At 69.6% G+C, this 24,268-nt stretch carries 25 protein-coding genes; 17 read left to right on the plus strand and 8 right to left on the minus strand.

All coding sequences use genetic code 11. The features are described from left to right. From ACWCOV_RS38080 to ACWCOV_RS38090, 3 genes are all read left to right on the plus strand, one after another. Positions 1-440, plus strand: a 440-nt coding sequence (locus ACWCOV_RS38080) for a dihydropteroate synthase (protein WP_449834237.1), incomplete at its 5' end; no start/stop codon positions are given. A 14-nt stretch (positions 441-454) separates the two neighbouring features. Further along, entirely contained in the window at positions 455-1,180 is a 726-nt protein-coding gene (locus ACWCOV_RS38085; RefSeq protein WP_449834238.1) for a pyrimidine reductase family protein, read from the plus strand. After that, positions 1,181-1,861, plus strand: a complete 681-nt coding sequence (locus ACWCOV_RS38090; protein WP_449834239.1) for a class III extradiol dioxygenase subunit B-like domain-containing protein — start codon at positions 1,181-1,183, stop codon at positions 1,859-1,861. Here the strand turns inward: ACWCOV_RS38090 and ACWCOV_RS38095 are convergent. Further along, positions 1,854-2,399 (minus strand): hypothetical protein, encoded by a 546-nt coding sequence (locus ACWCOV_RS38095; protein WP_449834240.1) that lies wholly within the window; start codon positions 2,397-2,399, stop codon positions 1,854-1,856. The genes ACWCOV_RS38090 and ACWCOV_RS38095 overlap by 8 nt on opposite strands. Positions 2,400-2,540: 141 nt before the next feature. Continuing rightward, positions 2,541-3,515, minus strand: a complete 975-nt coding sequence (locus ACWCOV_RS38100; RefSeq protein ID WP_449834241.1) for an ABC transporter substrate-binding protein — start codon at positions 3,513-3,515, stop codon at positions 2,541-2,543. A 76-nt stretch (positions 3,516-3,591) separates the two neighbouring features. On the opposite strand from ACWCOV_RS38100, the gene ACWCOV_RS38105 reads away from it, so the two are divergent. From ACWCOV_RS38105 to egtD, 8 genes are all read left to right on the plus strand, one after another. Continuing rightward, complete coding sequence (locus ACWCOV_RS38105) at positions 3,592-4,605, plus strand: FecCD family ABC transporter permease (RefSeq protein WP_449834242.1); 1,014 nt, start codon at positions 3,592-3,594, stop codon at positions 4,603-4,605. After that, a complete protein-coding gene (locus tag ACWCOV_RS38110; RefSeq protein ID WP_449834243.1) occupies positions 4,605-5,657 on the plus strand; it encodes a FecCD family ABC transporter permease in 1,053 nt (350 codons plus the stop codon). Before ACWCOV_RS38105 ends, ACWCOV_RS38110 begins: the two co-directional genes overlap by 1 nt. A 3-nt stretch (positions 5,658-5,660) precedes the next feature. Further along, positions 5,661-6,434, plus strand: coding sequence for an ABC transporter ATP-binding protein (locus tag ACWCOV_RS38115; RefSeq protein ID WP_449834244.1), 774 nt, complete (start codon positions 5,661-5,663; stop codon positions 6,432-6,434). After that, positions 6,431-7,090 carry a (2Fe-2S)-binding protein gene (locus tag ACWCOV_RS38120; RefSeq protein ID WP_449834245.1) on the plus strand — a complete coding sequence of 220 codons (660 nt, stop codon included), beginning with the start codon at positions 6,431-6,433 and terminating at the stop codon, positions 7,088-7,090. The genes ACWCOV_RS38115 and ACWCOV_RS38120 overlap by 4 nt, the downstream gene beginning before the upstream one ends. Before the next feature lie 124 nt (positions 7,091-7,214). Continuing rightward, a complete protein-coding gene (locus tag ACWCOV_RS38125; protein ID WP_449834246.1) occupies positions 7,215-8,441 on the plus strand; it encodes a glutamate-cysteine ligase family protein in 1,227 nt (408 codons plus the stop codon). Further along, positions 8,438-9,772 (plus strand): ergothioneine biosynthesis protein EgtB, encoded by a 1,335-nt coding sequence (gene egtB / locus ACWCOV_RS38130; RefSeq protein WP_449834247.1) that lies wholly within the window; start codon positions 8,438-8,440, stop codon positions 9,770-9,772. The genes ACWCOV_RS38125 and egtB overlap by 4 nt, the downstream gene beginning before the upstream one ends. Then, positions 9,772-10,539, plus strand: a complete 768-nt coding sequence (gene egtC / locus ACWCOV_RS38135; protein WP_449834248.1) for an ergothioneine biosynthesis protein EgtC — start codon at positions 9,772-9,774, stop codon at positions 10,537-10,539. The genes egtB and egtC overlap by 1 nt, the downstream gene beginning before the upstream one ends. Further along, positions 10,536-11,501, plus strand: a complete 966-nt coding sequence (egtD, locus tag ACWCOV_RS38140) for an L-histidine N(alpha)-methyltransferase (protein WP_449834249.1) — start codon at positions 10,536-10,538, stop codon at positions 11,499-11,501. The genes egtC and egtD overlap by 4 nt, the downstream gene beginning before the upstream one ends. 1 nt (position 11,502) lies before the next feature. Here egtD and ACWCOV_RS38145 read toward each other — a convergent pair whose 3' ends face one another. The 3 genes from ACWCOV_RS38145 to ACWCOV_RS38155 are packed head-to-tail and all read right to left on the minus strand — an operon-like array spanning position 11,503 to position 14,619. After that, positions 11,503-12,768, minus strand: coding sequence for an ABC transporter substrate-binding protein (locus ACWCOV_RS38145; protein WP_449834250.1), 1,266 nt, complete (start codon positions 12,766-12,768; stop codon positions 11,503-11,505). 47 nt (positions 12,769-12,815) lie between these two features. Further along, positions 12,816-13,736: a carbohydrate ABC transporter permease gene (locus tag ACWCOV_RS38150; protein WP_449834251.1), complete on the minus strand. Its 921-nt coding sequence runs from the start codon at positions 13,734-13,736 to the stop codon at positions 12,816-12,818. Next, on the minus strand, positions 13,717-14,619 hold the full coding sequence (locus tag ACWCOV_RS38155; protein WP_449834252.1) for a carbohydrate ABC transporter permease: 903 nt from the start codon (positions 14,617-14,619) through the stop codon (positions 13,717-13,719). The genes ACWCOV_RS38150 and ACWCOV_RS38155 overlap by 20 nt, the downstream gene beginning before the upstream one ends. Before the next feature lie 171 nt (positions 14,620-14,790). Here ACWCOV_RS38155 and ACWCOV_RS38160 point away from each other — a divergent pair, with 171 nt between their 5' ends. Both ACWCOV_RS38160 and ACWCOV_RS38165 read left to right on the plus strand, forming a co-directional pair. Beyond that, positions 14,791-15,795 (plus strand): LacI family DNA-binding transcriptional regulator, encoded by a 1,005-nt coding sequence (locus ACWCOV_RS38160; RefSeq protein WP_449834253.1) that lies wholly within the window; start codon positions 14,791-14,793, stop codon positions 15,793-15,795. 28 nt (positions 15,796-15,823) lie between these two features. Continuing rightward, positions 15,824-16,546 carry an alpha/beta fold hydrolase gene (locus ACWCOV_RS38165; protein ID WP_449834254.1) on the plus strand — a complete coding sequence of 241 codons (723 nt, stop codon included), beginning with the start codon at positions 15,824-15,826 and terminating at the stop codon, positions 16,544-16,546. Positions 16,547-16,585: 39 nt separating this feature from the next. Here ACWCOV_RS38165 and ACWCOV_RS38170 read toward each other — a convergent pair whose 3' ends face one another. Continuing rightward, positions 16,586-17,281, minus strand: coding sequence for a CHAP domain-containing protein (locus ACWCOV_RS38170; protein ID WP_449834255.1), 696 nt, complete (start codon positions 17,279-17,281; stop codon positions 16,586-16,588). A 107-nt stretch (positions 17,282-17,388) separates the two neighbouring features. Here ACWCOV_RS38170 and ACWCOV_RS38175 point away from each other — a divergent pair, with 107 nt between their 5' ends. Both ACWCOV_RS38175 and ACWCOV_RS38180 read left to right on the plus strand, forming a co-directional pair. Further along, positions 17,389-18,072, plus strand: coding sequence for an NBR1-Ig-like domain-containing protein (locus tag ACWCOV_RS38175; protein ID WP_449834256.1), 684 nt, complete (start codon positions 17,389-17,391; stop codon positions 18,070-18,072). 97 nt (positions 18,073-18,169) lie between these two features. After that, entirely contained in the window at positions 18,170-20,032 is a 1,863-nt protein-coding gene (locus ACWCOV_RS38180) for an alpha/beta hydrolase (protein WP_449834257.1), read from the plus strand. 133 nt (positions 20,033-20,165) lie between these two features. On the opposite strand, the gene ACWCOV_RS38185 is transcribed toward ACWCOV_RS38180, so the two are convergent. Together ACWCOV_RS38185 and ACWCOV_RS38190 are read right to left on the minus strand one after the other, a co-directional pair. Next, positions 20,166-21,098: a type IV toxin-antitoxin system AbiEi family antitoxin domain-containing protein gene (locus ACWCOV_RS38185; protein WP_449834258.1), complete on the minus strand. Its 933-nt coding sequence runs from the start codon at positions 21,096-21,098 to the stop codon at positions 20,166-20,168. A 174-nt stretch (positions 21,099-21,272) separates the two neighbouring features. Next, the gene (locus ACWCOV_RS38190) at positions 21,273-21,770 is read right to left on the minus strand and encodes a GbsR/MarR family transcriptional regulator (RefSeq protein ID WP_449834259.1); all 498 of its coding nucleotides are present in this window, start codon (positions 21,768-21,770) and stop codon (positions 21,273-21,275) included. 98 nt (positions 21,771-21,868) lie between these two features. Here ACWCOV_RS38190 and ACWCOV_RS38195 point away from each other — a divergent pair, with 98 nt between their 5' ends. Then, positions 21,869-22,783, plus strand: a complete 915-nt coding sequence (locus tag ACWCOV_RS38195) for an ABC transporter ATP-binding protein (RefSeq protein ID WP_449834260.1) — start codon at positions 21,869-21,871, stop codon at positions 22,781-22,783. Next, positions 22,780-24,268 (plus strand): ABC transporter permease (locus tag ACWCOV_RS38200; protein WP_449834261.1); only part of this gene is annotated, 1,489 nt, incomplete at its 3' end. The genes ACWCOV_RS38195 and ACWCOV_RS38200, both read left to right, overlap by 4 nt.

Raw genomic sequence — 24,268 nt, forward strand, 5'->3', positions numbered from 1 at the left:
TCCCTACCCTTCTCTCTTCCTATCTGCCCGGGTTGGCGTACGTCGCCGTGGTCGCCGACGTGATCCGTACGACGACCGCCCTCGCCGACCGCGCGGTCGCCGCCGGGGTCCGGCCGGACGGGATCCTGATCGACCCTACTCACGACTTCGGCAAGAACACCCTGCAATCGCTTGAGCTGACCCGCCGCCTGGACGAGCTGGCCGCGACCGGCTGGCCGGTCCTGGTCGCGGTGTCGAACAAGGACTTCATCGGCGAGACCCTGGAGCTGCCGCCGGGGCAGCGCGGCAACGGGACGCTCGCCGCGCTCAGCGTGTCCGCCTGGTTGGGCGCCCGGGTCTTCCGTGTGCACGACGTGCCGGCCGCGCGGCAGGCGCTCGACATGATCGCCGTCCTGCGGGGCACCGGTCAGCCGGCCGGAACCCGACGAAGCCTCGCCTGAAGGAGCCTGACCTGATGCGCCGACTGGAAGACCTCAGCGACGCCGACCTGGCCGCGGCCTACGAGCCGGCCGACCGCTCGGTGCCACACCTGCGCGCGAACTTCGTCAGCAGCCTGGACGGCGCGGTCGAGATCGACGGCCAGTCCAAGGCGCTGTCGAGTGACTCGGACAGCCGGCTGTTCAGCCGGATCCGGATGCTGTCCGACGTGGTGATGGTCGGCGCCGGGACGATCCGCGACGAGGGCTACAACCCGCTGCGGTTGTCGGCGGCGAGCCGCGAGTGGCGGCGGGCGTCCGGCCTGCCGGAGAACCCGACCCTCGTGGTCGTCTCGTCGCGGCTCGAGCTGAGCCCGGTGAACCCGATCTTCCAGTCGGCGGTGCGGCCGATCGTGGTCACCCACTCCGCGTCACCGCCGGAGCGGCGCGAGGCGCTGGCCGAGGTGGCCGAAGTTCTGGTGATGGGAGCGGCCGAGGTCGATCTGGCCGCGGTCCTGAAGGAACTGGGGGAGCGGGGGATGCCGCAGGTCCTGTGCGAGGGCGGTCCGCACCTGCTGGGGTCGCTGACCGAGGTCGACCTGGTGGACGAGCTGTGCCTGTCCCTGGCGCCGCTGCTGGCCGGTCCGGGCGCGGGACGGATCACGGCCGGTCCGGAAACGACGCTGACCCGGCGGATGAAGCTGGAGACTGTGCTGACGGCGGACGACGGGTATGTGTTCCTCCGCTACCTCCGGGAGGCGTGAGTGCCCGTCATCAGTGCGGCAGTCTGCCCGCACCCGCCTTTGCTCGTCCCAGAGGTTGCCTCCGGTGCAGCAGGCGAGCTGGACGACCTGCGCGCTGCCTGTCTCGCCGCAGTCGACCACCTGTCTGCTGCGGACCGCCTGCTGGTCGTGGGCTCGGGAGCCGGTCGGGAGTATGACGGGTCGGCGGGCGGGTCTTTTGGTGGTTATGGCGCTCCCGGCGTGCGGGTGGGGACGGGCGATGCGGTGTTGCCGCTGTCGTTGGCGATGGGTGCGTGGCTGATCGAGCAGAGCAAAGCGGCCGGGGTGCCGCGTTCTTACGTCGCGGTGTCGCCGGATACCTCGCCTGCACAGTGCTTGGCCCTCGGTCGGGAGATTGCTGCAGGCAACGATCGGGTCGGTCTGCTGGTGATGGGCGATGGTTCGGCTCGGCGCAGTGAGCACTCTCCGGTCCACCTGCATCCGCGGGCGGAGATCTTCGACACCACTGTCGCGACCGCGTTGGGTCTCGCGGATGCCGTCGTACTGGCTGCTCTCGATCCTGACCTTGCCGCCGAGCTCCAGGCAGCCGGGCGTGCGCCCTGGCAGGTGCTCGCGGGAGTCCTGGAGTCAGGGCTGACGGGCAATCTCACCTACCACGCAGCGCCGTACGGCGTCGGCTACTTCGTGGCCACGTTCAGCTAGGAACAGGCGGCCAGCGGTCCGCGGTGTCGGCCAGGTCGTCGCGACCGGCCGCCCGCAGTTGCCCGACCAGCTCCGAGCGAGCAGCCCGTACGGCGGCCACCGCGGCGTCGGCGCTGTCGTGCGGACCCGACCAGTTGCACACCGCGTCGCCGGCGTACCAGTCGCCTGTGGACGAGCGCCGTACGTGCGAGGCGGCCAGACGTGCGGCCGGCAGATCGGTCGCGGCCAGCTGAATGACGGCGTCGACCGCGACCACCTCAGCGTCCAGGTCCAGCAGCGGCCGCAGCTCGACTGCGTCCGTCAGCACGAACTCGTAGCCTGCAGGCGCACGCTCGCCCAGCCACGCGAGCGCCTCCTCAGCGGTGTCCTTCAGCAGCCGCGCGTTGTCGGGATCGGCCAGCGTCTGCACACCGCACAGGCGCGTATGAGTAGGCCGAAGCTCGTTCTGCCACAGCCGAACCTGCAACTCCTCCCGCCCCGCCAACCGCCGCCCCAAGATCCGAGCCAGCCCGACCACATCGAAGTGCAGCTCATCCAACGTCCGAGTCCGCCCTGGCCGCCCAGGCACGCTGCCCCGCGTAGTCCAAGCCCCCACATGCCACCGCTCCACCACCGCCATACCCCGACCCTACCGACCACCCAGCGCGCTCACTCTCCGCTGTGGACCAGGTAACAGACGTCAGGGCTTGGTCGGGGCTGGGACGTCGAAGGTTTTGGCGAGGTCGGTGAGGATGACCCAGGCGCCTTGGAGGCCGACGGCGGTCATCCAGGTGAGGTCGGGGACCTCGTGGACCTTGGGGGCCAGCGGGGTCCAGAGCGGGTTGGCCTTGAACTGGGCGGCGGTCTTGGCGCTCAGGCCCTTCTCGTCGGCGTACTCGGTGACGAAGATCGCGTCGCCGTCGGCGTCCTTGATCCGCTCGGGGCTGATCTCCAGCGCGAAGTCCTCGACGTCCTGCGGCTTCGGCCGGGCCAGGCCGGCGTCCTTCAGCACGATGCCGGAGAAGCTCTTCTTCTGGTACAGCCGGGTCGGGCCGTCGACGAACCGGACGATCGAGATCGTCGGGTCGCCGGCCTTGGCGTTGATCGCGTCGCCGACCGTCCTGGCCGCCTTCTCGTACGCCGAGATCTCCTGCTCCGCGAGCTCCTCCTGGCCGAGCGCCTTCGCCTCCAGCCGAATGTTGTCCTTCCAGGTCGGCCCGGTGGTCTCCGACATCACCGTCGGCGCGATCGCGGACAACTGGTCGTAGAGCTTCTCGTGCCGGACCTTCGCGGTGATGATCAGGTCCGGGTCGAGGGCGGCGATCTTCTCCAGGTTCGGCTCGGCCAGCGTGCCGACGGCCTGCGCCTCCGACGCGTACGTCGTCCGGTCCTCGCCGAGGTAGTCCGGCAGCTTGCCGTTGATGCTGCGGTAGTCGGTGTACCCGAACACCGGGGTGTCCAGGATCAGCGTGGCGTCGACGAAGCTCGCGTCCAGGGCGACCACCCGCTTCGGCTTGGCCGGGATCTCGGTCTTGCCCATCGCGTGCTCGACGGTGCGCGGGAAGCCGGCGTCCGAGCCGGCGGCGGCCGCCGGATCGTCCTCGGCGGAGCCGCCGCAGCCGGTCAGGGCCAGCGCGGACACGGCGAGCAGGGCGGTGAGACGGGGAAGGCGCACGGGTGTTCTCCTGGTCGGACGGGGGCGCAGGTTAGGGTGACTCATCACCTCAGTGAAGTAAGGCAACCCTAACCATATGCGTTCCACTGCCCCTGTCGCATTTCCGGTACGGCGTACCGGCGCGCTGCTGATCCTGGTCGCGATCCTGGTGCTGGCGTTCGCGGCCAGCCTCGCCCTCGGCTCCCGCTGGCTGGGCCCGGGCGCGCTGTGGCACGCGCTGACCTCGAACACCGGCTCCGACGCCGACGTGATCGTCCGCAGCCTGCGCTTCCCGCGCACTGTGGTGGCGGCGCTGATCGGAGTCTGCCTCGGTATCGCGGGAGCGTTGATGCAGGGGCACACGCGGAACGCGCTGGCTGAGCCGGGGATCTTCGGAGTGAGCTCGGGCGCTGCCTTCGCTGTCGTACTCGGGCTGCAGCTCGGTCTGGTCGAGTCGGTGGCGTCGACGGTCTGGGTCGCGCTCGCGGGCGCACTGCTCGCGACGTTCGGGGTGCAGCGGCTCGCGTCGCGGGGGAGTGGCGCGTCGCCGGTCGGCTTGGCGCTGACGGGGGCCGCAGTGGCCGCGATGCTCGGTGCGGCGACGTCGGCGATCGTGCTGCTCGACGCGAACACGCTGGACAGCTATCGCTTCTGGGCAGTCGGCTCGGTGGCCGGGCGCGGCCTGGACGTGGCCGCGCAAGTGCTGCCGTTCGCTGTGCTCGGTCTGCTTCTTGCCCTGGTCAATGCCCGCGACCTGGATCTGCTGGCCCTCGGGGACGACGTGGCCGCGGGTCTTGGACTGTCGATCCGGCGTGCCCGGCTGTTCGGCCTCGCGGCGATCGGGTTGCTGACCGCCGCCGGAGTCGCAGCGTGCGGTCCGATCGGGTTCCTCGGCTTGCTGGCGGGTCACGTCGCGCGGCGGGTCTTCGGAGCCCGCAACAGCTGGCTGATCCCGGCAGCGGGCCTGATCGGTGCGACGTCGCTCGTGCTGGCGGACCTGGTCGGCCGCCTCGTTGGTGGCGCCGGTGAGGTCCAGGCCGGTGTCGTCCTCGGCATCGTCGGCGCGCCGCTGTTCGTGATCGTCGTACGGCGCCGGGCGGTGGCCCTGTGATGCTGCAAGCGAGACCGCGCTCCGTCAGCTCGCGGACAGTAGTCCTCAGCGTCCTGTTCGCGGCGCTGGCCGTCGTGGTGGCCTTGGTCTCCTTGAGTGTCGGTACGACGAAGCTCCCGGTCGCGGATGTGGTCGAGGTGCTGCTCGGCGGCGGTCGTCGCGGGACCAGACTGGTCGTCCTGGAGCTCCGGCTGCCGCGTGTAGCGACCGGTCTGCTGGTCGGCATCGCGTTCGCCGTGTCCGGTGCGCTGCTGCAGACCCTGTCGCGCAACGCACTCGCCAGCCCGGACATCGTCGGCGTCAACTCAGGCGCGTCCGCCGGCGCGGTCGCAGTGATCGTCCTCGCCGGCACCGGAGGTGGGAACATCTCCGGCGTCGCCGCCAAGGTTGGCATTCCGCTGGCCGCCGTACTGGGTGGACTGGTCGCGACGCTGATCGTCGGCGCGTTGTCGATCCAGCGTGGCGTGGTCGACGCGGGGCGAGTGGTGCTGATCGGCGTCGGCGTCGCAGCCGCGGCCAACTCGCTCGTCGCGTGGTTGCTGGTGATCGGTGACGTCAACGATGCGGGCCGCGCTGCCGCGTGGCTGGCCGGTTCGCTCAACGCCCGCGCGTGGAGCGACGCCGTACCGGTCGGACTGGCCGTGCTGCTGCTGTTGCCAGTAGCAATGATGTTCAACCGCGACCTGTCCGCGCTGGTGCTCGGTGACGACGTCGCGTCGTCACTGGGTGTGCGTGTGGCACGCATCCGGATCGCACTGCTGGTCATCGCGACCGTGCTGGCCGCTATGGCGACCGCAGGTGCCGGGCCGATCGCGTTCGTCGCACTGGTCGCGCCGCAGATCGCGCAGCGGCTGACCCGGATGGAGCGGCCGCCGTTGCTGACTACTGCGGTGCTGGGCGCGCTGTTCGTCGTACTCGCTGATCTTCTGGCCAGGAACGGGTTGCAGTGGTTGCAGGTCGGGCCGTACGAGCTGCCTGTCGGCGTGGTCACGGCTGCGGCGGGCGCGCCGTACCTGCTACATCTCATCGGTCGCCAGCAGAGGGGACGCTAGCTAGTGCACGTAGAGAACATCACCCTCGCGTACGGCGCCGATGCGCCGGTGGTGACCGGGTTGACGCTGGAGGTGCCGGCCGGGCAGCTGACGGCTGTGGTCGGGCCGAACGGGTCCGGCAAGTCGACACTGCTGCGTGGGATGAGCCGACTGCTGTTGCCGCAGAGCGGTCAGGTGCTGCTGGACGGGAAGGACATCCACAAGCTGCCTGCTCGCGAGCTGGCCCGGCAGCTCGGCGTACTGCCGCAGGGGCCGGTCACGCCGGAGGGGATCACCGCTGCTGAGCTGGTGTCGCGCGGTCGGCATCCACACCGCGGGCTGTTCGGCCGGCTGACCGCCGAGGACGACGCAGCGATCGACGAGGCGCTGGCAGCGGTCGAGCTGACCGAGTTGCGGGAGCGGCCGGTGGACCAGCTGTCCGGTGGGCAGCGGCAGCGGGTGTGGATCGCGATGGTGCTCGCGCAGGGCACGCCGCATCTGCTGCTCGACGAGCCCACGACCTACCTGGACCTGGCACACGCCGTCGACGTCATGAACGTGGTGCACGCGGCTGCCACATCCGGCCGGACTGTGGTCGCCGTACTGCACGACCTCACCTTGGCTGCCCAGTACGCCGACCACCTGGTGGTGATGGGGGAGGGCCGGATCGCGGCTGAGGGGCGGCCGGTCGACGTACTGACCGAGGAGTTGCTGGACGACGTGTTCGGGCTGCAGGCGACCGTGGTGGAGGTCGGCGGCGCTCCGGTCGTCGTACCCGACCGTAGGCTGGCCGTGTGACGTACTCCGTCGATCGGCTCGCCGCCATCGTGGACGACGCGGTGGCGTGGGTGTCCGTGCGCGTCGCGGACTCCGTGCCGGGACCGGAGTGGATGTCGTGCGCGGCCGTGGTCGCGGAGCAGCAGGCCGGCGGCGACCCGACGTACGGGTGGCGGAAGACGGTGCGGGAAGACTACGCACGCGAGTACGCCATCGAGCCGCCGGTGCGGATCGCGGCCATGATCACGCTGATGTGGTACGTCCAGGTGCCCTCGGTCGTCGCCGGAGTGGCTACCGCGGTGACCGGGATGTCACCGGACGTGTCGCCGTCCTCGCTGGCCTTCCGGCGGCATCCGACGGCGCACTACCCGTTCGAGGTCGCGCTGCTCACGGACCAGGTCGTCGGCGTCGACGAGGCGGCCGCACAGCTCGGCAAGCACACGACGGCTTTCCTGGAGTCCTATCGGCCCGAGGTGAAGCTCGGCTCGCTGCAGCGGTTCGGGGCGGTCAAGGACGAGCTCCGGCAGGCGATCCGGATGCCGGAGGAGGCGCCGTACGCGGACCGGGCAGCCGCGGCCTTCGACGTGTCGCTCGAGGACAAGCTGCGCATTTCGTGCTGCTACTTCTACGCGCTGCCGAACATCAAAGCGTGCACCACCTGCCCTCGATTTCGGTGACATCAAAAACTGTCGGTGGGCCCAGGCACGATGTCCCGCATGACATTTTCAGCGTGTCCGGCGTCACCGACGGGTAACCCGCCGTCGGTTGTCCGGCCGATGGTCCAGAGCTAGGTTCGCTGACGTGACCTCGTCCGGTGGTGCTCCGGCGACGACTCCGATCGGCTCCCGGGCCGATGCGGAGGGGTTCGTCGCGATGGTCTGTTTCAAGCACGGTCCTCCGCTCCTGCACGGCGTCGAGCTGGAGTGGACCGTGCATCACGCGGAGGATCCGCGGCGGCCCCTCGACGCCGATCGACTGAGCAAGGCCCTGGGCGATCATGCGCCCGCCACCCTGGTCCGCGGCAGCCCGCAGCTGCCTCTCGGCCGGGGTGCTCTGGTCACGGTGGAACCGGGTGGCCAGGTGGAGCTCTCCGGTCCCGCCCTGGAGTCGATCCCCCGGTTGATCGACGACACCGCCGCCGACGCGGCCGAACTGACCTCCCTCCTTCTCGAGAGCGGGCTCGTCCCGGGCGATCACGGCCTGGACGCCTTCCGCACCCCCCGCCGCATCCTGACCGTCCCGCGGTACGCCGCGATGGAGGCCGCTTTCCAGCGGCTCGGCCCGCACGGCCCACGGATGATGTGCAGCACGGCCGGCCTGCAGATCTGCCTCGACGCCGGCGAACCGGATCAGACCGCTCTGCGCTGGCGGGCCCTGCACGACCTCGGCCCCTCCCTGGTCGCGCTGTTCGCCAACTCCCGCCGCCGGGCCGGCGCCGACACCGGGTGGGCGTCCGCCCGCACCGAGGCGACCTTCGGCACCTGCGCGCCGTTCACCGAGCCGCCGCCGCTCGACAGCGACCCCGCGGCCGCCTGGGCGCGGATGGCGATGGAAGCGCCGGTGCTGTGCTTCCGCCGTGGCGACACTTGGGACGCACCGACCGGGCTGACGTTCGGCGCCTGGGCGGACGGCGAGCTGCCCGGCGACAGACCGACGTACGACGACCTCGAGTACCACCTGTCCACCTTGTTCCCGCCGGTGCGGCCGCGCGGGTATCTCGAGGTGCGCTACCTCGACGCGCAGACCGGCGACGGGTGGATCGCCCCGACTCTGCTGCTCACCGCTCTGATGTCCGGCGCGGTGCCCATCGACCAGGTCCTCGCCGCTGCCGAGCCGGCGGCCGGGCGCTGGTTCCCGGCCGCGCGCGAAGGGCTCGAGGACAAGGCCGTCCTCGACGCCGCCCGCGCAGTGGTCGAGCTGGGCACCGGTCTGCTGGACCGGACCGGCGTCACCCCCGAACTCAGCGATCAGGTCGCGACCCGACTCCATCGCATCGTCGACGACACCCACGGAAGGCGAGCTTCATGACCCACCAACTGTCCGAACTGTCCGCCGAGGGGCTGCGCGCGTACGTCGCCGAGCAGCTCGAGCGGTCGCGGGCGCGGACCGTCCAGCTGGCCGACGCGGTCGACACCGACGACCTGGTCAAGCAGCACTCCAAGCTGATGTCGCCGCTGATCTGGGACTACGCCCACGTCGGCAACCAGGAGGAGCTCTGGCTGGTCCGCGACGTCGGCGGCCGCGAGCCGCTCCGGCAGGACATCGACGAGTTGTACGACGCGTTCATGCACGCCCGCGCCGACCGGCCCACGCTGCCGCTGCTCGGCCCGGCGGAGACCCGGGCGTACGTCGGCGAGGTGCGGGACAAGGTGCTCGACGTCCTGGACCACGTGAAGTTCGACGGCGGCCGCGAGCTGGTGGACAACGCGTTCGCGTTCGGCATGATCGCGCAGCACGAGCAGCAGCACGACGAGACCATGCTGGCGACACACCAGTTACGTGCCGGAGTCCCGGTGCTCGACGCGCCGCCGCCTCCGGCCGGACGCCGGCTGTCCGGGCCGGAGGTCCTCGTCCCGGGTGGTGTCTTCGAGATGGGGACGTCGGTCGAGCCGTGGGCGCTGGACAACGAGCGGCCGGCGCACGGCGTACACGTCGCGCCGTACGTGATCGACACGGCGCCGGTGACGAACGGCGACTACCTGCGCTTCGTGCTCGGCGGCGGGTACGGCGACCCGCAGTGGTGGTCCGCGGACGGGTGGGCGCACGTGCAGAAGGCATCGCTGGTTGGGCCGCGGTTCTGGGAGCTCGCGGACGGCGAGTGGTGGCGGGTGCGGTTCGGGCATCGCGAGCGGTTGCCACTGGACGAGCCGGTGATGCATGTCTGCTTCTACGAGGCCGAAGCCTACGCGAAATGGGCCGGGAAGCGGCTGCCGACCGAGGAAGAGTGGGAGTTCGCGGCGCGCTTCGACCCGGCGACCGGGCGGACGCGGCGCTTCCCGTGGGGTGACGAGAACCCGGGTCCGCAGCACGCGAACCTCGGCCAGCGGCATCTCGGTCCGGCGCCGGTCGGGGCGTATCCGGCAGGCGCGTCACCGCTCGGTGTCGAGCAGCTGATCGGTGACGTCTGGGAGTGGACCTCGAGCGACTTCCGGCCGTACCCGGGCTTCCGGGCGTTCCCGTACGACGAGTACTCGCTGGTGTTCTTCGGGACCGACTACAAGGTGCTGCGCGGCGGCTGCTTCGGCACCGACGAGGTGGTGGCGCGCGGGACCTTCCGGAACTGGGACTACCCGATCCGCCGGCAGATCTTCGCCGGCTTCCGCTGCGCCCGCGACCCCCGCCCCGAGGAGCTCGCCTAGTGTGCCGCCACCTGGCCTACCTGGGCCCGCCGGTAACCCTCGCGTCCCTCGTCCTGGAGCCCACGCACTCCCTCTACGAACAGAGCTGGGCCCCCAACGACATGCGAGGCGGCGGCACCGTCAACGCCGACGGCTTCGGCCTGGGCTGGTACGCCGACGCAGTCGCACCGGCATCGAGCGAAGCGCGGCAGCCGGTGCGTTACCGGCGGAGCGTGCCGATCTGGGCTGATGACAACCTCCCCGGCTTGGCCGGGGCCATCCAGTCCGGCGCCGTGCTCGCCGCGATCCGCAACGGGACGGTCGGCATGCAGCTCGGCGAGTCCGCGGTGGCGCCGTTCCAGACGGGGAAGTGGCTCTTCAGCCACAACGGGATGATCACCGGCTGGCCGGACTCGGTGGTGAAGCTCGCCGAGCGACTCCCGGCGGCCGAGCTGCTCCGCCTCGAGGCGCCGACCGACTCCGCCCTCCTGTGGGCACTGATCGCCGACCGTTTGGCCTCCGGCGAGCCGGCTGACGCGGTCGCAGCCGTCGTCCGCGAGGTCGAGGCGGCAGCGCCGGGGTCGCGGCTGAACGTGTTGGTGACTGATGGGGAACACCTGATCGCGACCACCTGGACGCACTCACTGTGGGCGCGGCAGACCTCCGACTCGATCACCGTCAGCTCGGAGCCGTTCGGCGCCGACGGCTGGACCGAAGTACCCGACCACTCATTGCTCGCGGCCACCGCCAGCACGCTGCGCATCACGCCGATGGAAGGACAGCTGTGACCCAGATCGACGTACACCTGACCCCGGACTACGCCGCCCGCAGTCTCCGCGAGGACGTCCGGGCCGGGCTGACCGCAGAGCCGAAGTGGTTGCCGCCGAAGTGGTTCTACGACGCCCGCGGCAGCGAGCTGTTCGAGCAGATCACCCGCCTGCCGGAGTACTACCCGACCCGGGCCGAACGCGAGATCCTGCAGACCCGCGCGCGGGAGATCGCGGCGATCACCAAGGCGCACACGCTGGTCGAGCTCGGCTCGGGGTCGTCGGAGAAGACGCGGCTGCTGCTCGACGGGCTGCGCGACCACGGCACGCTGACGACGTTCGTCCCGCTGGACGTGTCGGAGTCCGCGCTGCGCGACGCCGCGGACACGATCAACGCGGACTATCCGGCGCTCGACGTCCACGGCGTGGTCGGCGACTTCACCGCGCACCTCGACAAGCTGCCCGGTGACGCGCCGCGGATCGTCGCGTTCCTCGGCGGCACCATCGGCAACCTGCTGCCGGCCGAGCGGGAGACCTTCTACGCCTCGGTCCGCGACGTCCTCGAGCCGGGCGAGTGGCTGCTGCTCGGCACCGATCTGGTCAAGGACCCGAAGACCTTGGTCGCCGCGTACGACGACAGCGCGGGCGTCACCGCGGAGTTCAACAAGAACGTGCTGCGGGTGATCAACCGCCAGCTCGGCGCGGACTTCGACGTGGACGCGTTCAGCCACGTCGCGATCTGGGACGCCGGCAACGAGTGGATCGAGATGCACCTGCGCGCCGACCGGGCGATGCGGGTGCTCATCCCGGAGATCCACCTCGAGGTCGACTTCGCCGCGGGCGAGGAGCTCAGCACGGAGATCTCCGCCAAGTTCCAGCCCCACACCGTCCACGCCGAACTGGACAAAGCGGGCTTCACCGAGGCGGCCTGGTGGACCGACTCCGAAGCCCGCTTCGCCCTCTCCCTCTGGCAAGCCGTCTGACTCAGCCGCCCTGCTTGATCAACTCATTGATCTTTTCCACATATCCCTGGAGGTCAGAGACCGGCTTCTTGCCGTTGAGGATCGGCAGGTAGTTGGCCGTGGTCAGGTCGGCAACCTGCTGTGCCCACTGCGTGGTGTAGCGGACGCCGACCGTCTTCTCCGCACCCAGTCCGGCCTTCACGGTCTCGACGACGGTCGGCTGCTGCGCCTTCGTCAGCGCGTCGAAGTAGCTCGTCTGCGCCGGCGTGTACGCGGGCGGCGCCACCGGCGAGGCGGGCAGTACGGCGTTCCACACATCGGTGTTGATGTACTGCAGCACCTTGAACGTCGCGTCCTGGTCCTTCGTGTACGACGGGGTGCAGACACCGACCGCGTCGTACACGGTCGCCGGGGAGTCGACCTGCGGCAGCGGAGCGAATCCGTACTTCACCTTCGGCTTGTCGGTCTGGAACCCGGCGGCCAGCCACTGCCCGCCGAACATCATCGGCACCTTCCCGGCCGCGAACAGTCCCTGCACGTTGGAGACGTCGTACCCGGGCGGTGCGACGGTGCCGGCCTTGATCGCGTCCACCAGCTTCTGCACGCCCTCGGTGTACTTGCCGTCGGCCTCGGCCTTCGTCGGGTGGTTCACGTTGTCGGTGAACGGCGCGCCGCCGGCCGAGACGGAGTACGTGCTCATCGTGAACGGGCCGTCCAGCGCAGTGAGCGGGTCCGCCACCAGGCCGTACTTCGCTCCGTTCTTACCGGTCAGCTTCGCGGCGGCGGCGTACATCTCGTCCCAGGTCCAGCCGGCCTTCGGCTCCGCCAGGCCCGCGGCCTTGAACGCGTCTGCGTTGTACCAGATGCCCGACACGTTCATCAGCGACGGCAGGCCGCCCATCTGGCCGTCGGCGGTCTTCCAGTTCTCCATCGCGGACGGCACGAACTTGTCCGCCTTGAAGTCGCCGTCGCCGTTCTCGATCTTCTCGGACCAGTCGACCAGCAGCCCCTGCGTGGTGTACTGCTGCTCGGTGTCGTTGCCGCACCAGAACAGGTCCGGCAGCTTCTTGGCCTGGGTCAGCGAGGCCAGCTTGTCGCCGTAGTTGCCGCTCGGGGTCTCGAGCAGCTCGACCTTGATGTTGTCGTCCTTGAACTCCGCCAAGGCCTTCTTGATCGCGGCGTTCGTCTGCACGGACTCCCACGTCATCACGGTCACGGTGACCGGGCCGTCCGCCGTACCGCCGGAGTCCGAGCCGCTGCACGCCGTTGCCGTCAGCAACCCAGCCAATGCCAACGTTGTACCAAGGTGGATGCGTTTCACGCCGATGTTCCCCTCTATTTCTGGTTCGTGCTGCCGAGAGCGCCGAGACCCTGGATGAAGTAGCGCTGCGCGGCGAAGAAGATGATCAGCGGCGGCAGCATGTAGAGCAGGTTGGTGGCCATGTAGTAGCTCCAGTCCGGTGTCTGCCCGGCGAAGGACGAGATGAACGACGCCATCCCGACCGACAGCGGCCACTTCTCGGCGGAGTACAGGTACACCAGCGGGTTGAGGAAGTCGTTCCAGGACGCCTGGAACGCCAGGATCGCCATCGTGATCCAGGCCGGCCTGGTCAACGGCAGCATCACGCTGGTGAAGATCCGGAAGTGCCCGGCGCCGTCGATCTTGGCCGCCTCGTCGATGGAGTACGGGATGGCCAGGAAGTACTGCCGGGCCAGGAAGATGAACAGCGGGTTGCCGCCGAAGAAGGCCGGCACGATCAGCGGCAGCCAGGTGTCGTACCACCCGATGCTCTTGTACAGCTGGAACAACGGGATCAGGCCGACCACGCCGGGCAGCAGCATGCTGCCGACGAACAGGTAGAACCACAGCTTCCGGCCCGGGAACCGCAGCCGGGCCAGCGCGTATCCGGCCATCATCGAGGTCAGCACCCCGCCGAGCACGCTGAGCGCGGTGATGACGGTGGAGTTCAGCAGCAGCCGCGGGAAGTGGATGGCCTCCGGGCCGTTGACGAAGTTGCTCCAGTTCCACTCGGTCGGCAGCAGCTTCGGCGGCACGTCGAACACCGCCGTCCTGCTCTTCAGGCCGATGGTGATCATCCACAGCAGCGGGACGATCATCACCGAGCAGATGAACAGCGCGGTCACGTACCAGGCCGTGGTGCCGGCCACGCGGGGCTTCTTCTTCGGTCGCGGCGACGAGGACTGCTCCGTCGTCGGGGCGACCGGGGCGGCGACGTCAGTCGGGAGTGTTGTCACTGTAGGTCCAGAGCGAGGAGAACTTCGCGGTCAGGGCGATGACGGCGATGATCAGCACGAACAGCACCCACACCTGCGCGGACGCGTACCCGAGTTGCGGGACCCGGCCGAGGTTGGAGAAGCCGTTGTTGTAGATCGCCAGCATGAGCACGTTGGTGCTGAAGCCGGGTCCGCCGCCGGTGAGGATCTTCGGCTGGTTGAACGTCTGCAGCGCGGCCGTGGTCTGCAGGATCACCTGGAGCAGCATGATCGGGCTGATCATCGGCAGCGTGATCCGGAAGAACACCGACCAGGATCCGGCGCCGTCCACCCGGGCGGCCTCGTAGAGCTCGGTCGGCACCGCCTGCAGCGCGGCGAGGAAGATGATCATCGTGCCGCCGACACCCCACAGCATCACCAGCACGATCGACGGCATCGCCATCGTCGGGCTCTGCAGCCACTGGCTGGTCGGCAGACCGAGCCGGTCCAGGACCGTGTTCAGCAGGCCGACCTGCGGGTTGAGGATGAACTTCCACAGCGTGATGGTCGCGACCACCGGCAGGACGACGGGCAGGTAGGCGAGCGTGCGGACGATCCGCACCCCGGCGAACCGCTGGTTGCAGAACATCGCCAGCGCCAGCCCGATGATCAGCGACAACGGCACGTAGAGCACTACCAGGTACGCCGTCGCGCGCAACGACGGCCAGAACGCCGGGTCCACCGTGAACAGCCGGCGAAAGTTGCCCAGGCCAACGAAGACCGGATCGCTCAGGCCGTTGTACCGGGTCAGCGAGAGGTGGAAGGAGCGGATCAGCGGATACACCACGAACACGGTGAACCCGATGATCGCCGGGGCGATGAACAGGTACGCCGCCTTCGTGTCGGAGCCCGCGTTGCGGCTCATGCCGCCGGAACGGCTCCTACCGACCCCGCCACGAGAGGAAAGACTCACTCGGCCTCCTGGACGGTAACGTTTCCAACGATTTACTGTGGGGTGACGATGCCGTGTCGCGAAAAGGAAGTCAACCCCGTGTCCGAAACGTTTCCAACGCAACCTGAGGCGAGCCGCCCGACGATGATCGACGTGGCCCGCCGCGCCGGGGTGGGGCTGGGCACCGTGTCGCGGGTGGTGAACGGCGGCCACGGTGTCCGCGACGAGACCGCGCAGCGCGTCCGGACCGCGATCGCGGAGCTCGGCTTCCAGCGCAACGAGGTCGCCCGCGCGCTGCGGCCCGGCAAGAAGTCGTCGAGTCTCGCGCTGGTGCTCGGCGACCTGACCAACCCGTTCTACGCGACCATCGCGAAGGCGTCCCTCGAGGTGGCCGGGCAGTCCGGGTTCGCCGTCGTGCTGGGCAGTGTGGACGAGGACCCGGAGGGGGAGAAGCGGGCGATCCAGGAACTGGTCAGCCGTCAGGTCGCCGGGTTGATGATCGTGCCGGACCAGGGCGACCACTCGTTCCTGGCCGGCGCCGGCGTGCCGGTGGTGTTCGTCGACCGGCCGGCGCACGGGATCGAGGCCGACATCGTGATGGTCGACAACGAGGGTGGCGGGCGGCTCGCGACCGAGCACCTGCTGGAGCAGGGGCATGAACGGATCGCGATGCTGCTGGCGCCGTCGTACTACACGACCGGGCGGCGGCTGCGCGGGTACCGCCGGGCGCATCGGTCCGCGGGGATCGAGGTCGACGAGTCGCTCGTCGTCCAGTTGCCGGAGGGCAACGCCGCGGCCGCCGAGAAGGCGACGCTCGAGCTGATGCTGCGGCCGGATCCGCCGACCGCGCTGTTCGCCTCGACCAACTTCCTCACCGAGGGCGTGCTGCGGGCGCTGCAGGAGGTCGGCCAGGAGCCGGCCGTGGTCGGGTTCGACGACTTCCGGCTCGCCGACATGCTGCCGACCCCGGTGACGGTCGTTGCCTCCGACATCGCCGAGCTCGGGCGGAACGCGGCCCAGTTGCTGCTCGACCGCGCGTCCGGTTCCGACAACCGACCGCCGCAGCGGATCGTGCTGCCGTGCGCGCTGATCCAGCGCGGCTCGGGCGAGCGACCGCTGGATTCTGCCCGGAAGAGAAAGGCCCGTTGATCGGAGGCTGCCGTAGTACGGTCGGCGGGTGTTCTACGAGAGCTTCGGCGCCGGCCGGCCGATCGTCTTCCTGCCCGGGTGGGGCGGGGACGCCGGCGAGAGCCGTGACTTCCACGAACCGGTGTTCGCGGAGCACGACGGCTGGCGGCGGATCTACGTCGACCCGCCGGGCTTCGGCAGGTCGCCGGCCGACCCGGCGATCAAGGACCAGGACGGCATCCTGGCGGCGATCGTCGCGTTGATCGACGAGGTCGTCGGCGACGATCGGTTCGCCCTGGCCGGTACGTCGGCCGGTGGCCTGCACTCCCGTGGCATCATCAAACGCGACCCGTCCCGCATCCTCGGCCTACTCCTCCGGGTGCCGGCCGTCATCGTCGACCGCACTCGCCGGACCCTGCCGAAGGACGCGCCGCCCGAGACACCCGAGTGGCTCGCCAAGCAACGCCGGTACTACGACGTCGCCGAGACGCAGGCGGACCTCGAGTTCCTCGACCGGATCCAGGGCGATCTCGCGACCTACTCGCTGCGCGAAGATCCGGGCGCGCGCTTCGACGGGCCGACGCTGATCGTGACCGGTCGCCAGGACACCATGACCGGCTACGCCGACGCCTGGTCGCTCCTCGACGACTACCCGCACGCCACCTACGCAGTGCTCGACCAGGAGGGGCATGAGCTCCCCGTTCGAAGCACGGCGCTCTATCGCGCGTTGGTGGTGGACTGGCTGGACAGGATCGAGCACCTGGACGCGTGAGGGGCGGAACGCGCGTCCAGGTGCTCGAGATCGGGTGGCTCAGAAGTTCGGCCAGGCCCAGCCGAGGTAGCTGCTGAAGTACGGGAGCTTGGCCAGCCCGATCTTGCCGCCGACGCTGGTGGCCCAGAAGTAGCCGTCGCCGCGGGCCACACCGACGTGGCCGTACGGTGCGGCGAGGTCCCAGAACACCAGGGCGCCCTTCGGCGGGTTCAGGTCACCGCGGTGGGCGGCGCCGCGGGCGACGGCGTCGTTCCAGTTGGCCTTGGCGGAGGCGTAGATCGCGGTCTTGCCGTAGGAGTTCTCGGCCGCCTTCTCGCAGTACCCCTGGTACGCCGTCGAGCCGTTGCGGGCCGCGTACCACGCGATGGCCTTGTCGGCCCGCGGGTTGTCGGCGCACAGCGGCGCGACCAGGCCGGAGCTTCCGGTGTCGACGTACGCGTCCGAGATGAAGCCCTTGCCCGGGACGTGGTCCCAGATCAGGCTGCGGCCGAACTTGCCGGTGACCGGCTCGCCGTAGATCTGGCAGTCGATCTCGACCGGGCCGTTCGGCTGGGTCCCGACCGCGCTGAAGCTGGTGGCGTTACCGGATCGGATGGTCACGCCGGTCCCGCTGTCGGTGACGACGGTGCCGGTGGCGGCGTGGGCGGGCAGGGTGCCGGCGCCGACCAGGGCGCCGGCGCCGAGCAGGGTGACCGCTGTGAGGCGGGCGGTGATGCGCAGGAGGGCGGTACGCATGATGTTTGTCCTTTTCGCTCAGTCAGTGGCGAACTGGCACTGACTTTCAGAGAATCAGAGGGTTACGGTGTTGTCGCAGTGGGCAACGATCGATTCGGGAGTGCGCCGTGAGGCCAGCACAGGCTCGTGTTGTGATCGGCTGCCGGATGCGTGAGCTCCGGGAAGCGGCCGGCGTGCCGCTGTCGCGCGCCGCCGCCCTGTCCGGTTGGGACAAGGGCCACCTGTCCCGGGTCGAGCGCGGCCACACCAAGCCCAGCCGCGAGCTGATCGAGTGGTACGACGCCTCGTTCGGGGCCGGCCAGGCGCTGGTCAACCAGTTGATGGAGCTGGACGCCGCCGTCCGGGCGAGCCGCGACGTGTCGCTCCGGGACATGCGCCGGCACGTCCAGCCGGTGCTGCTCGGCGGATCCGTGCCGATCGACCACCACCCCGAGGACCGGGCCGAACTGGTGGGGGAGACGGTGCCGGACGGGACGCGGGTGTGCCGGGACCAGGAGTTCGAGAAGACGTGGGAGGTCCGCAACAGCGGAGAACGGCCCTGGCAGAACCGCTGGCTGACCCGGCAGGGTGCGGCCGGGACGCCGGGCTGGCTGCGATCACCACATCGCGCTCCGCTGCCGGACGCCGTACCGGGGGAGGTCGTGACGGTGTCGATGACGCTGCAGGCGCCGTCCCAGGTCGGCGCGTCCACGGCGTACTTCAAGATCACCGACGACGCGGGGCGGTTGTACTACCCCGGCCTGGAGTCGCCACCGATGTACTGCACCATCTTTACCGTCTACGAACTCTAGGGATTGCCCTTGACCTTGCGTCAGCGGGTGTTCCCGGTGGGCTGTTCCGGCATACGTTGCTGTTCCTGAACCCGCCCGGACACACAGGAGTGGCAGCGTGATCAGACTTCCCAAGATCGCTCTGGCCCTGGCTGCGGCACTCGTCGTGCCGCAGGCGGCCATCAGTTCGGCAGCGGCGGCGCCCGCGGCCAGAGGTCCGGTGGACCCGCCGGTCCCGTCCATCCCGCAGCGGTATCTCGACCAGCCGATCAACTGGGCGGTCTGCGCGTTCGACGCGCAGGTCAAGCAGTTGTACCCGCAGGCCCCGACCACGAACTGCGCCAAGGTGAAGGTCCCGATGGACTGGGCGAACCCGGACGCGCACCCCGACGTCGAGGTCGCCATCGCCTACAGCAAGGCGACCGGGACGTCGAAGGGCCTGATGACGACGAACCCGGGCGGACCGGGTGGAGCCGGCCTGACGCTGTCGGCGTCGCTGGCGATCGAGAAGACCCGGCTGTTCAGCGACTTCGACCTGCTCGGCTTCGATCCGCGCGGCTTCGGCCAGAGCACGCCGTTGCAGTGCCTGACCACGACCGAGAAGCTGAACGCGCTGCCGCAGACACCGGACCGCAAGGAGCGCACCCGGCAGACCCACGTGGCCGAGGTGGCCGAGGCGAAGCTGGTGGCCGAGGCCTGCTCGTCGACCGAGTTCAGCCAGTTCGTCAGCAGCCAGCAGACGGTCTACGACATGGAGTTCCTGCGGGCCCTGTTCAAGGCGCGGCAGCTGAACCTGATCGGCTACAGCTACGGCACCTGGCTCGGCGGCTGGTACGCCGACACCTACCCGTCGAAGGTCGGCCGGTTCGTGATCGACTCGAACATGGACTGGACCCACACGCAGTGGGAGAACGTGAACTTCGACCCGTTCTCCGGCCAGCGCCGGCGCGACACCCAGCTGTTCCCGTGGATCGCCCGGCACGCCGACCAGATCGACGGCCTGGGCAGCACGTTCAAGCAGGTGCGCTCGACGTACAACGGAATCCGCGCGGGCCTGGTCACGCTGGTCAAGGCCGGCACCTCGTCGGTGCGCGGTGACGACCTCGACGGCACGATCTACAGCGTTCAGTACGGCAACATCCGCTTCATCCGGGGGACGCTCGACATCCTGGTCCACGACGAGTACCTGAAGGACCCGTCCACGTCCGGCGAGATCGAGTTGCGGCACGTCGACCGCGCCTGGGCCCGGATCTCGCCGGAACTGCAGGCGTTCGACACCCTGGCCGCGATCCGGGCCCGGTACGGCGTGACGCCGGCCCCGGCCACCACCGCGGCGGCGCTGCGGGTCGACTCGACCCACTCGATCATCGCCGACGCCCGCGAGGCCGCGGCCAAGTCGACCGGGGACGCCGTGGTGAACCTCGGCCCGATCGGTACGACGGTCCGCTGCAACGACACCAAGTGGAACACCGACCCGCGGTTCTACCTGCGCGAGGCGGACCGGATGGCCGCCAAGTACGACTTCTTCGGCTACATGAACGGCGTGCCGTTCTGCGCCTTCTGGCCGTTCGAGCCGCAGGACCGCAAGCTCGACGTGAAGGGCTCGCCGCGGATGCTGATGATCCAGGGTGAGCTCGACCCGGCGACGGCGTACGAAGGCGCCCTCCGCACCCACAAGGACACCGCCAGGGCCACCCGCTTCGTCGCCATCGACGACGAGGGCCAGCACGGCCAGTACGTCGGCTCGGCCTCCGCCTGCGCCGAGGCCATCGGCGACACCTTCGTCTTCACCGGCGAACTCCCCGGCAAGAACCAGGTCTGCGGCACGTCGCCACTTCCCGCCGAGCTCGCCGTCTACCCGGTGAACGGTCCGGTCGACGGCAACGCCGTACACCTCCCGAGGTCCAAGTCGGGTGCTGACCGGGTCAACCCGCTCCTCCAGCGAAACCTGGACATCATCGCCAACGGCACCCTCCGCTGACCCGAAGGGCCCGGCGGACCTCCGCCGGGCCCTCCGCAGTTCCGGTGGGCTTGGACAGGAAATGGTGGCTGTGAACAGGAAATAACCTGTTCACAGCCACCGCGGAGCCGCGCACGCCCCGACAGCCGGCGGTTCATGCCGCCCGGCGGGCTGCTTGGCGGATCCGGTCCGCGGTGGTTTGCGGGCGATCCAGGTCGCCCCAACTGACGCGCACTACTCGATAGCCGAGCCCGCGCAGCCGGTCCTCGCGCCACTTCTCCGCCACCACGACTTCGCCGGTGTCGCCGTACTTCAGGGCCCCGTCGAACTCGACGATCAGCCGCCCCGGCAGCAGGAAGTCCACCCGGCCGATCAACCGCCCGTCATGGTCCCGGATGTCTGCCTGGAGAATCGGTCGCGGCAAGCCGTGGTTCGCCATCAGCACTCGCAGCCGGGATTCCCCAACCGATTCACTGAGCCCGTCGGCGAAGCGGGCCGCCGCCCGTGCCGCGGGAGATCCACTCCAGTACTGATGCCGATCCGCTGAGGTCACGAGTGCCTCAGCCGTCACCAGCCGCTGACGAAGCGCCGCATCGGCCAGCACCACGCCCACCTCGTACGACGAAACACAGGTGGACTCGACGATCGCACGCGCCGCAGAGACGACCCGGAGACCGTCCACCACCGTGAGCTCACCCGGTTCGAACCGGGTGCGGTGGACGTCCGCGATGCCATCCGACCGCTGCCGGCCACGCGCCCTGCTCACCTGCACCTTCGTCAGGTCGAGGTCCCAGCTCGGAAGCCGGTGCAGCACGGCGGCAGACTGATGGCTGACCACCGCCTCGCCGCCCATCCGATCGATCACGGCCCGAATCCGCAGCAGATGAAGCCGTAGCTCACGGTCCCAGGGTGGCTCACCGGGTGGCCAGCCGGCCGGTTCGACGTACGCGTCTCGGGACAGGCGCGACCACTGGCCGGTCCGCAGGCGTCGCCGGAGCTCGCTGTCGCTGTAGCCGGCCTCGATCGCGTCGGCCCGGGTGAACCAGCCACCGCGGTTCGCCGTCAGCACACTCAACCTCGAATTCATACTGGCAAGATGCCGTCGAACCCACTGTTCCGCGGCCCTCACTTCCGCAGCTGTGGACAGTCCCAACTCGTGGCGGGCCACGCCAACCCGTGGCCTTGAACAGGAAATAGCCTGTGCAAGCCCCCGGCTTCCTCCGCGACCCCCCCCGATTTCTGGCGGGATGGGGCTACCGGGTCAGTACTCGGCGTCCAGGGTGGCGTCGAGCTCGGCCTTGCGTTTCACCCAGCGTTCGCTGAGGCCTTTGACTTCTTCGCCGATGAAGTCGATGAAGGCCAGGGAGACGCGGATGCGGCGGTGGGCGGCGGTGCCTTCCCCGGCGGCGTCGAGGACCTTCTGGAGTGAGGCGGCCCAGCGGACCAGGGCCTGGTCCTCGCTCATCATGGTCTGGTACCAGGCGTCGTCCTGGACGACGTAGACGTCGCGGCGGCTGCCGGGTTCGCGTTCGCGGTTGGCGAGGCGGAGCTGGAGCAGGTAGTTGACCGCGCCCGAGACCGCGGCAGGGCTCGCCTGCAGCTGGTCAGACAGCTCGGCTGCGGTCATCCGCCCGTCCTCGCTGGACAGGATGGCGGCGAACACCCGCGCGGCCATCCGCGGCCAGCCTGTGTCGGCCAGCAGGTTGCCGAACTGCTCGGCGTACCGCCGGACGGCTTCGTCGTCTCGTTGTGCGCTCACCGCCCCATCATCCCCTCTGTGGTGACCGAACCACCGATCGTGTGAGAACCGTGTTAGTAAGATTCACAATCTTCTGAATGAAGTGTACGTTATGAATCATGACATCAGCCATCGTGGTCTCAGGACTGCACAAGTCGTACGGAAGTACGCACGCCCTCGACGGTCTCGACCTGGAGGTCGCGACCGGTGAGGTGCACGGGTTCCTCGGCCCGAACGGGGCCGGGAAGTCCACCACCATCCGGGTGCTGCTCGGGCTGCTGCGCGGTGACGCCGGCGATGTCTCGCTGCTCGGCGGCGACCCGTGGCACGACGCGGCGAAGCTGCACCGCCGGCTCGCCTACGTCCCGGGTGACGTGAACCTCTGGCCGAACCTGACGGGCGGCGAGGTGATCGACCTGCTCGGCCGGCTCCGCGGCGGGCTGGACGCGAAGAAGCGGGACGACCTGCTCCGCCGGTTCGACCTCGACCCGACGAAGAAGGGCCGCACCTACTCCAAGGGCAACCGGCAGAAGGTCGCCCTGGTCGCCGCGCTGTCCAGTGACGTCGAGCTGCTGATCCTGGACGAGCCGACGTCCGGCCTGGACCCGCTGATGGAGGAGGTGTTCCGGCAGTGCATCGAGGAGGAGCGCCAGCGCGACCGCACCGTGCTGCTGTCGAGCCACATCCTGTCCGAGGTCGAGGCCCTGTGTGACCGGATCAGCATCATCCGCCGCGGCAAGGTGGTGGAGACCGGCACGCTGTCCGACCTGCGCCACCTCACCCGTACGTCGATCCACGCCGAGCTGGCCGGGTCGCCGAACGGCCTGGCGTCGCTGCCCGGCGTCCACGACCTCGACGTCGAGGGCAACCGGGTGCGGTGCGAGGTGGACACCGCGCAGCTGGACGCGGTGATGCGGCAACTGTCCGCGAGCGGGATCAAGAGCCTGGTCGCGCAGCCGCCGACGCTGGAGGAGCTGTTCCTGCGCCACTACGAGGACGAGGTCGAGTCCGAGCCGATGGCGGCGGTCCGATGACCGACTTCGTCGGGACCGGGACCCTGGTGCGGCTCGCGCTGCGCCGGGACCGGATCCTCATCCCGGTGTGGATCGTGGTGTTCGTGTCGATGGCGGCCGGGTCGGCGCAGGCCTCGATCGACCTCTACCCGGACGTGAAGTCCCGCATCGAGGCGGCCCGTACGTCGAACGCGTCGCCGGCCCTGGTGTCGCTCTACGGCCGCATCTTCGACGAGAGCTCGCTCGGTGAGCTGTCGCTGTTCAAGCTGACCGCGTTCGGCGCCGCCCTGGTCGGGTTGCTGGCCGCGATCCTCGTCGTACGGCACACCCGGACCGAGGAGGAGACGGGCCGGCTCGAGCTGCTCAGCGCGGGTGTCCTCGGTCGGTACGCCGCTTTGACCGCAGCACTGATCGTGTCGGCGGCGACCGTCGTACTGCTGGGTCTGCTGACCGCGCTGTCGTTGATCGGCGTCGGACTGCCCGCTGCAGGCTCGTTCGCCTTCGGACTGCAGTGGGCAGGAGCCGGACTGGCCTTCGCGGGCGTCGCTGCGGTGACCGCTCAGCTCACCGAGGGCGCTCGGGCCGCGAACGGGTTCACCGCTGTCGTCCTGGGCGTGGCGTACGTACTGCGGGCGATCGGCGACTCGTCCGCCGACGGCAAGTCCGAGTGGGTCTCCTGGCTGTCGCCGATCGGCTGGTCCCAGCAGGTCCGTGCGTACGCCGGTGATCGGTACGCCGTACTGCTGCTGCCGCTCGTCTTCCTCGTCGTACTCGTGATCGCCGCGATGGCGTTGATCCGCCGACGGGATGTCGGTGCGGGCCTGGTGCGGCCGCGGCCGGGGCCTGCTACCGCGTCGGCGTCCCTGCGGTCGCCGCTCGCGCTGGCCTGGCGTCTGCACCGAGGCTCCCTGTACGGCTGGGGTGCTGCGTTCCTGCTGCTCGGCCTGCTGGTCGGCAACATCGCCAGCAACGTGGACGGCTTCGTGACCAGCGACAGCGCCAAGGAGATGGTGTCGAAGCTTGGTGGCGTCGAGGGCATCACCGACGCGTTCCTGTCGACCGAGATGGGCATGGTCGGGCTGCTGGCCTCGGCCTTCGGCATCCAGGCGGCGCTGCGGCTGCGCTCGGAGGAGACCGCGCTGCGCGCCGAGCCGCTACTCGCGACTGGGGTCACACGGGCGCAGTGGTTGGGCAGCCACGTGCTGATGGCGCTGTTCGGCACTGGTGCGCTGATTCTGGTCGCCGGGCTCGGCTCCGGCATCTCCAGTGGTGCTTCGCTCGGCAACATGGGTCGCCAGGTGCCGCGCATGCTCGCGGCGGCAGCCGTCCAGTTGCCCGCGATTTGGCTGGTCACCGCGCTGGTCGTCGTACTGTTCGGCCTGGCTCCGAAGCTGGTCACGGGTGCCTGGGTGCTGTTCGGGATCTTCCTGCTGATCGGGCAGTTCGGCGCTCACCGATCCCTCGGGACCCGGCCCTTCGGCGCCGTAGCGGGAGATCGAGACGACC

The organism is Kribbella sp. NPDC002412 (genome assembly GCF_053592935.1).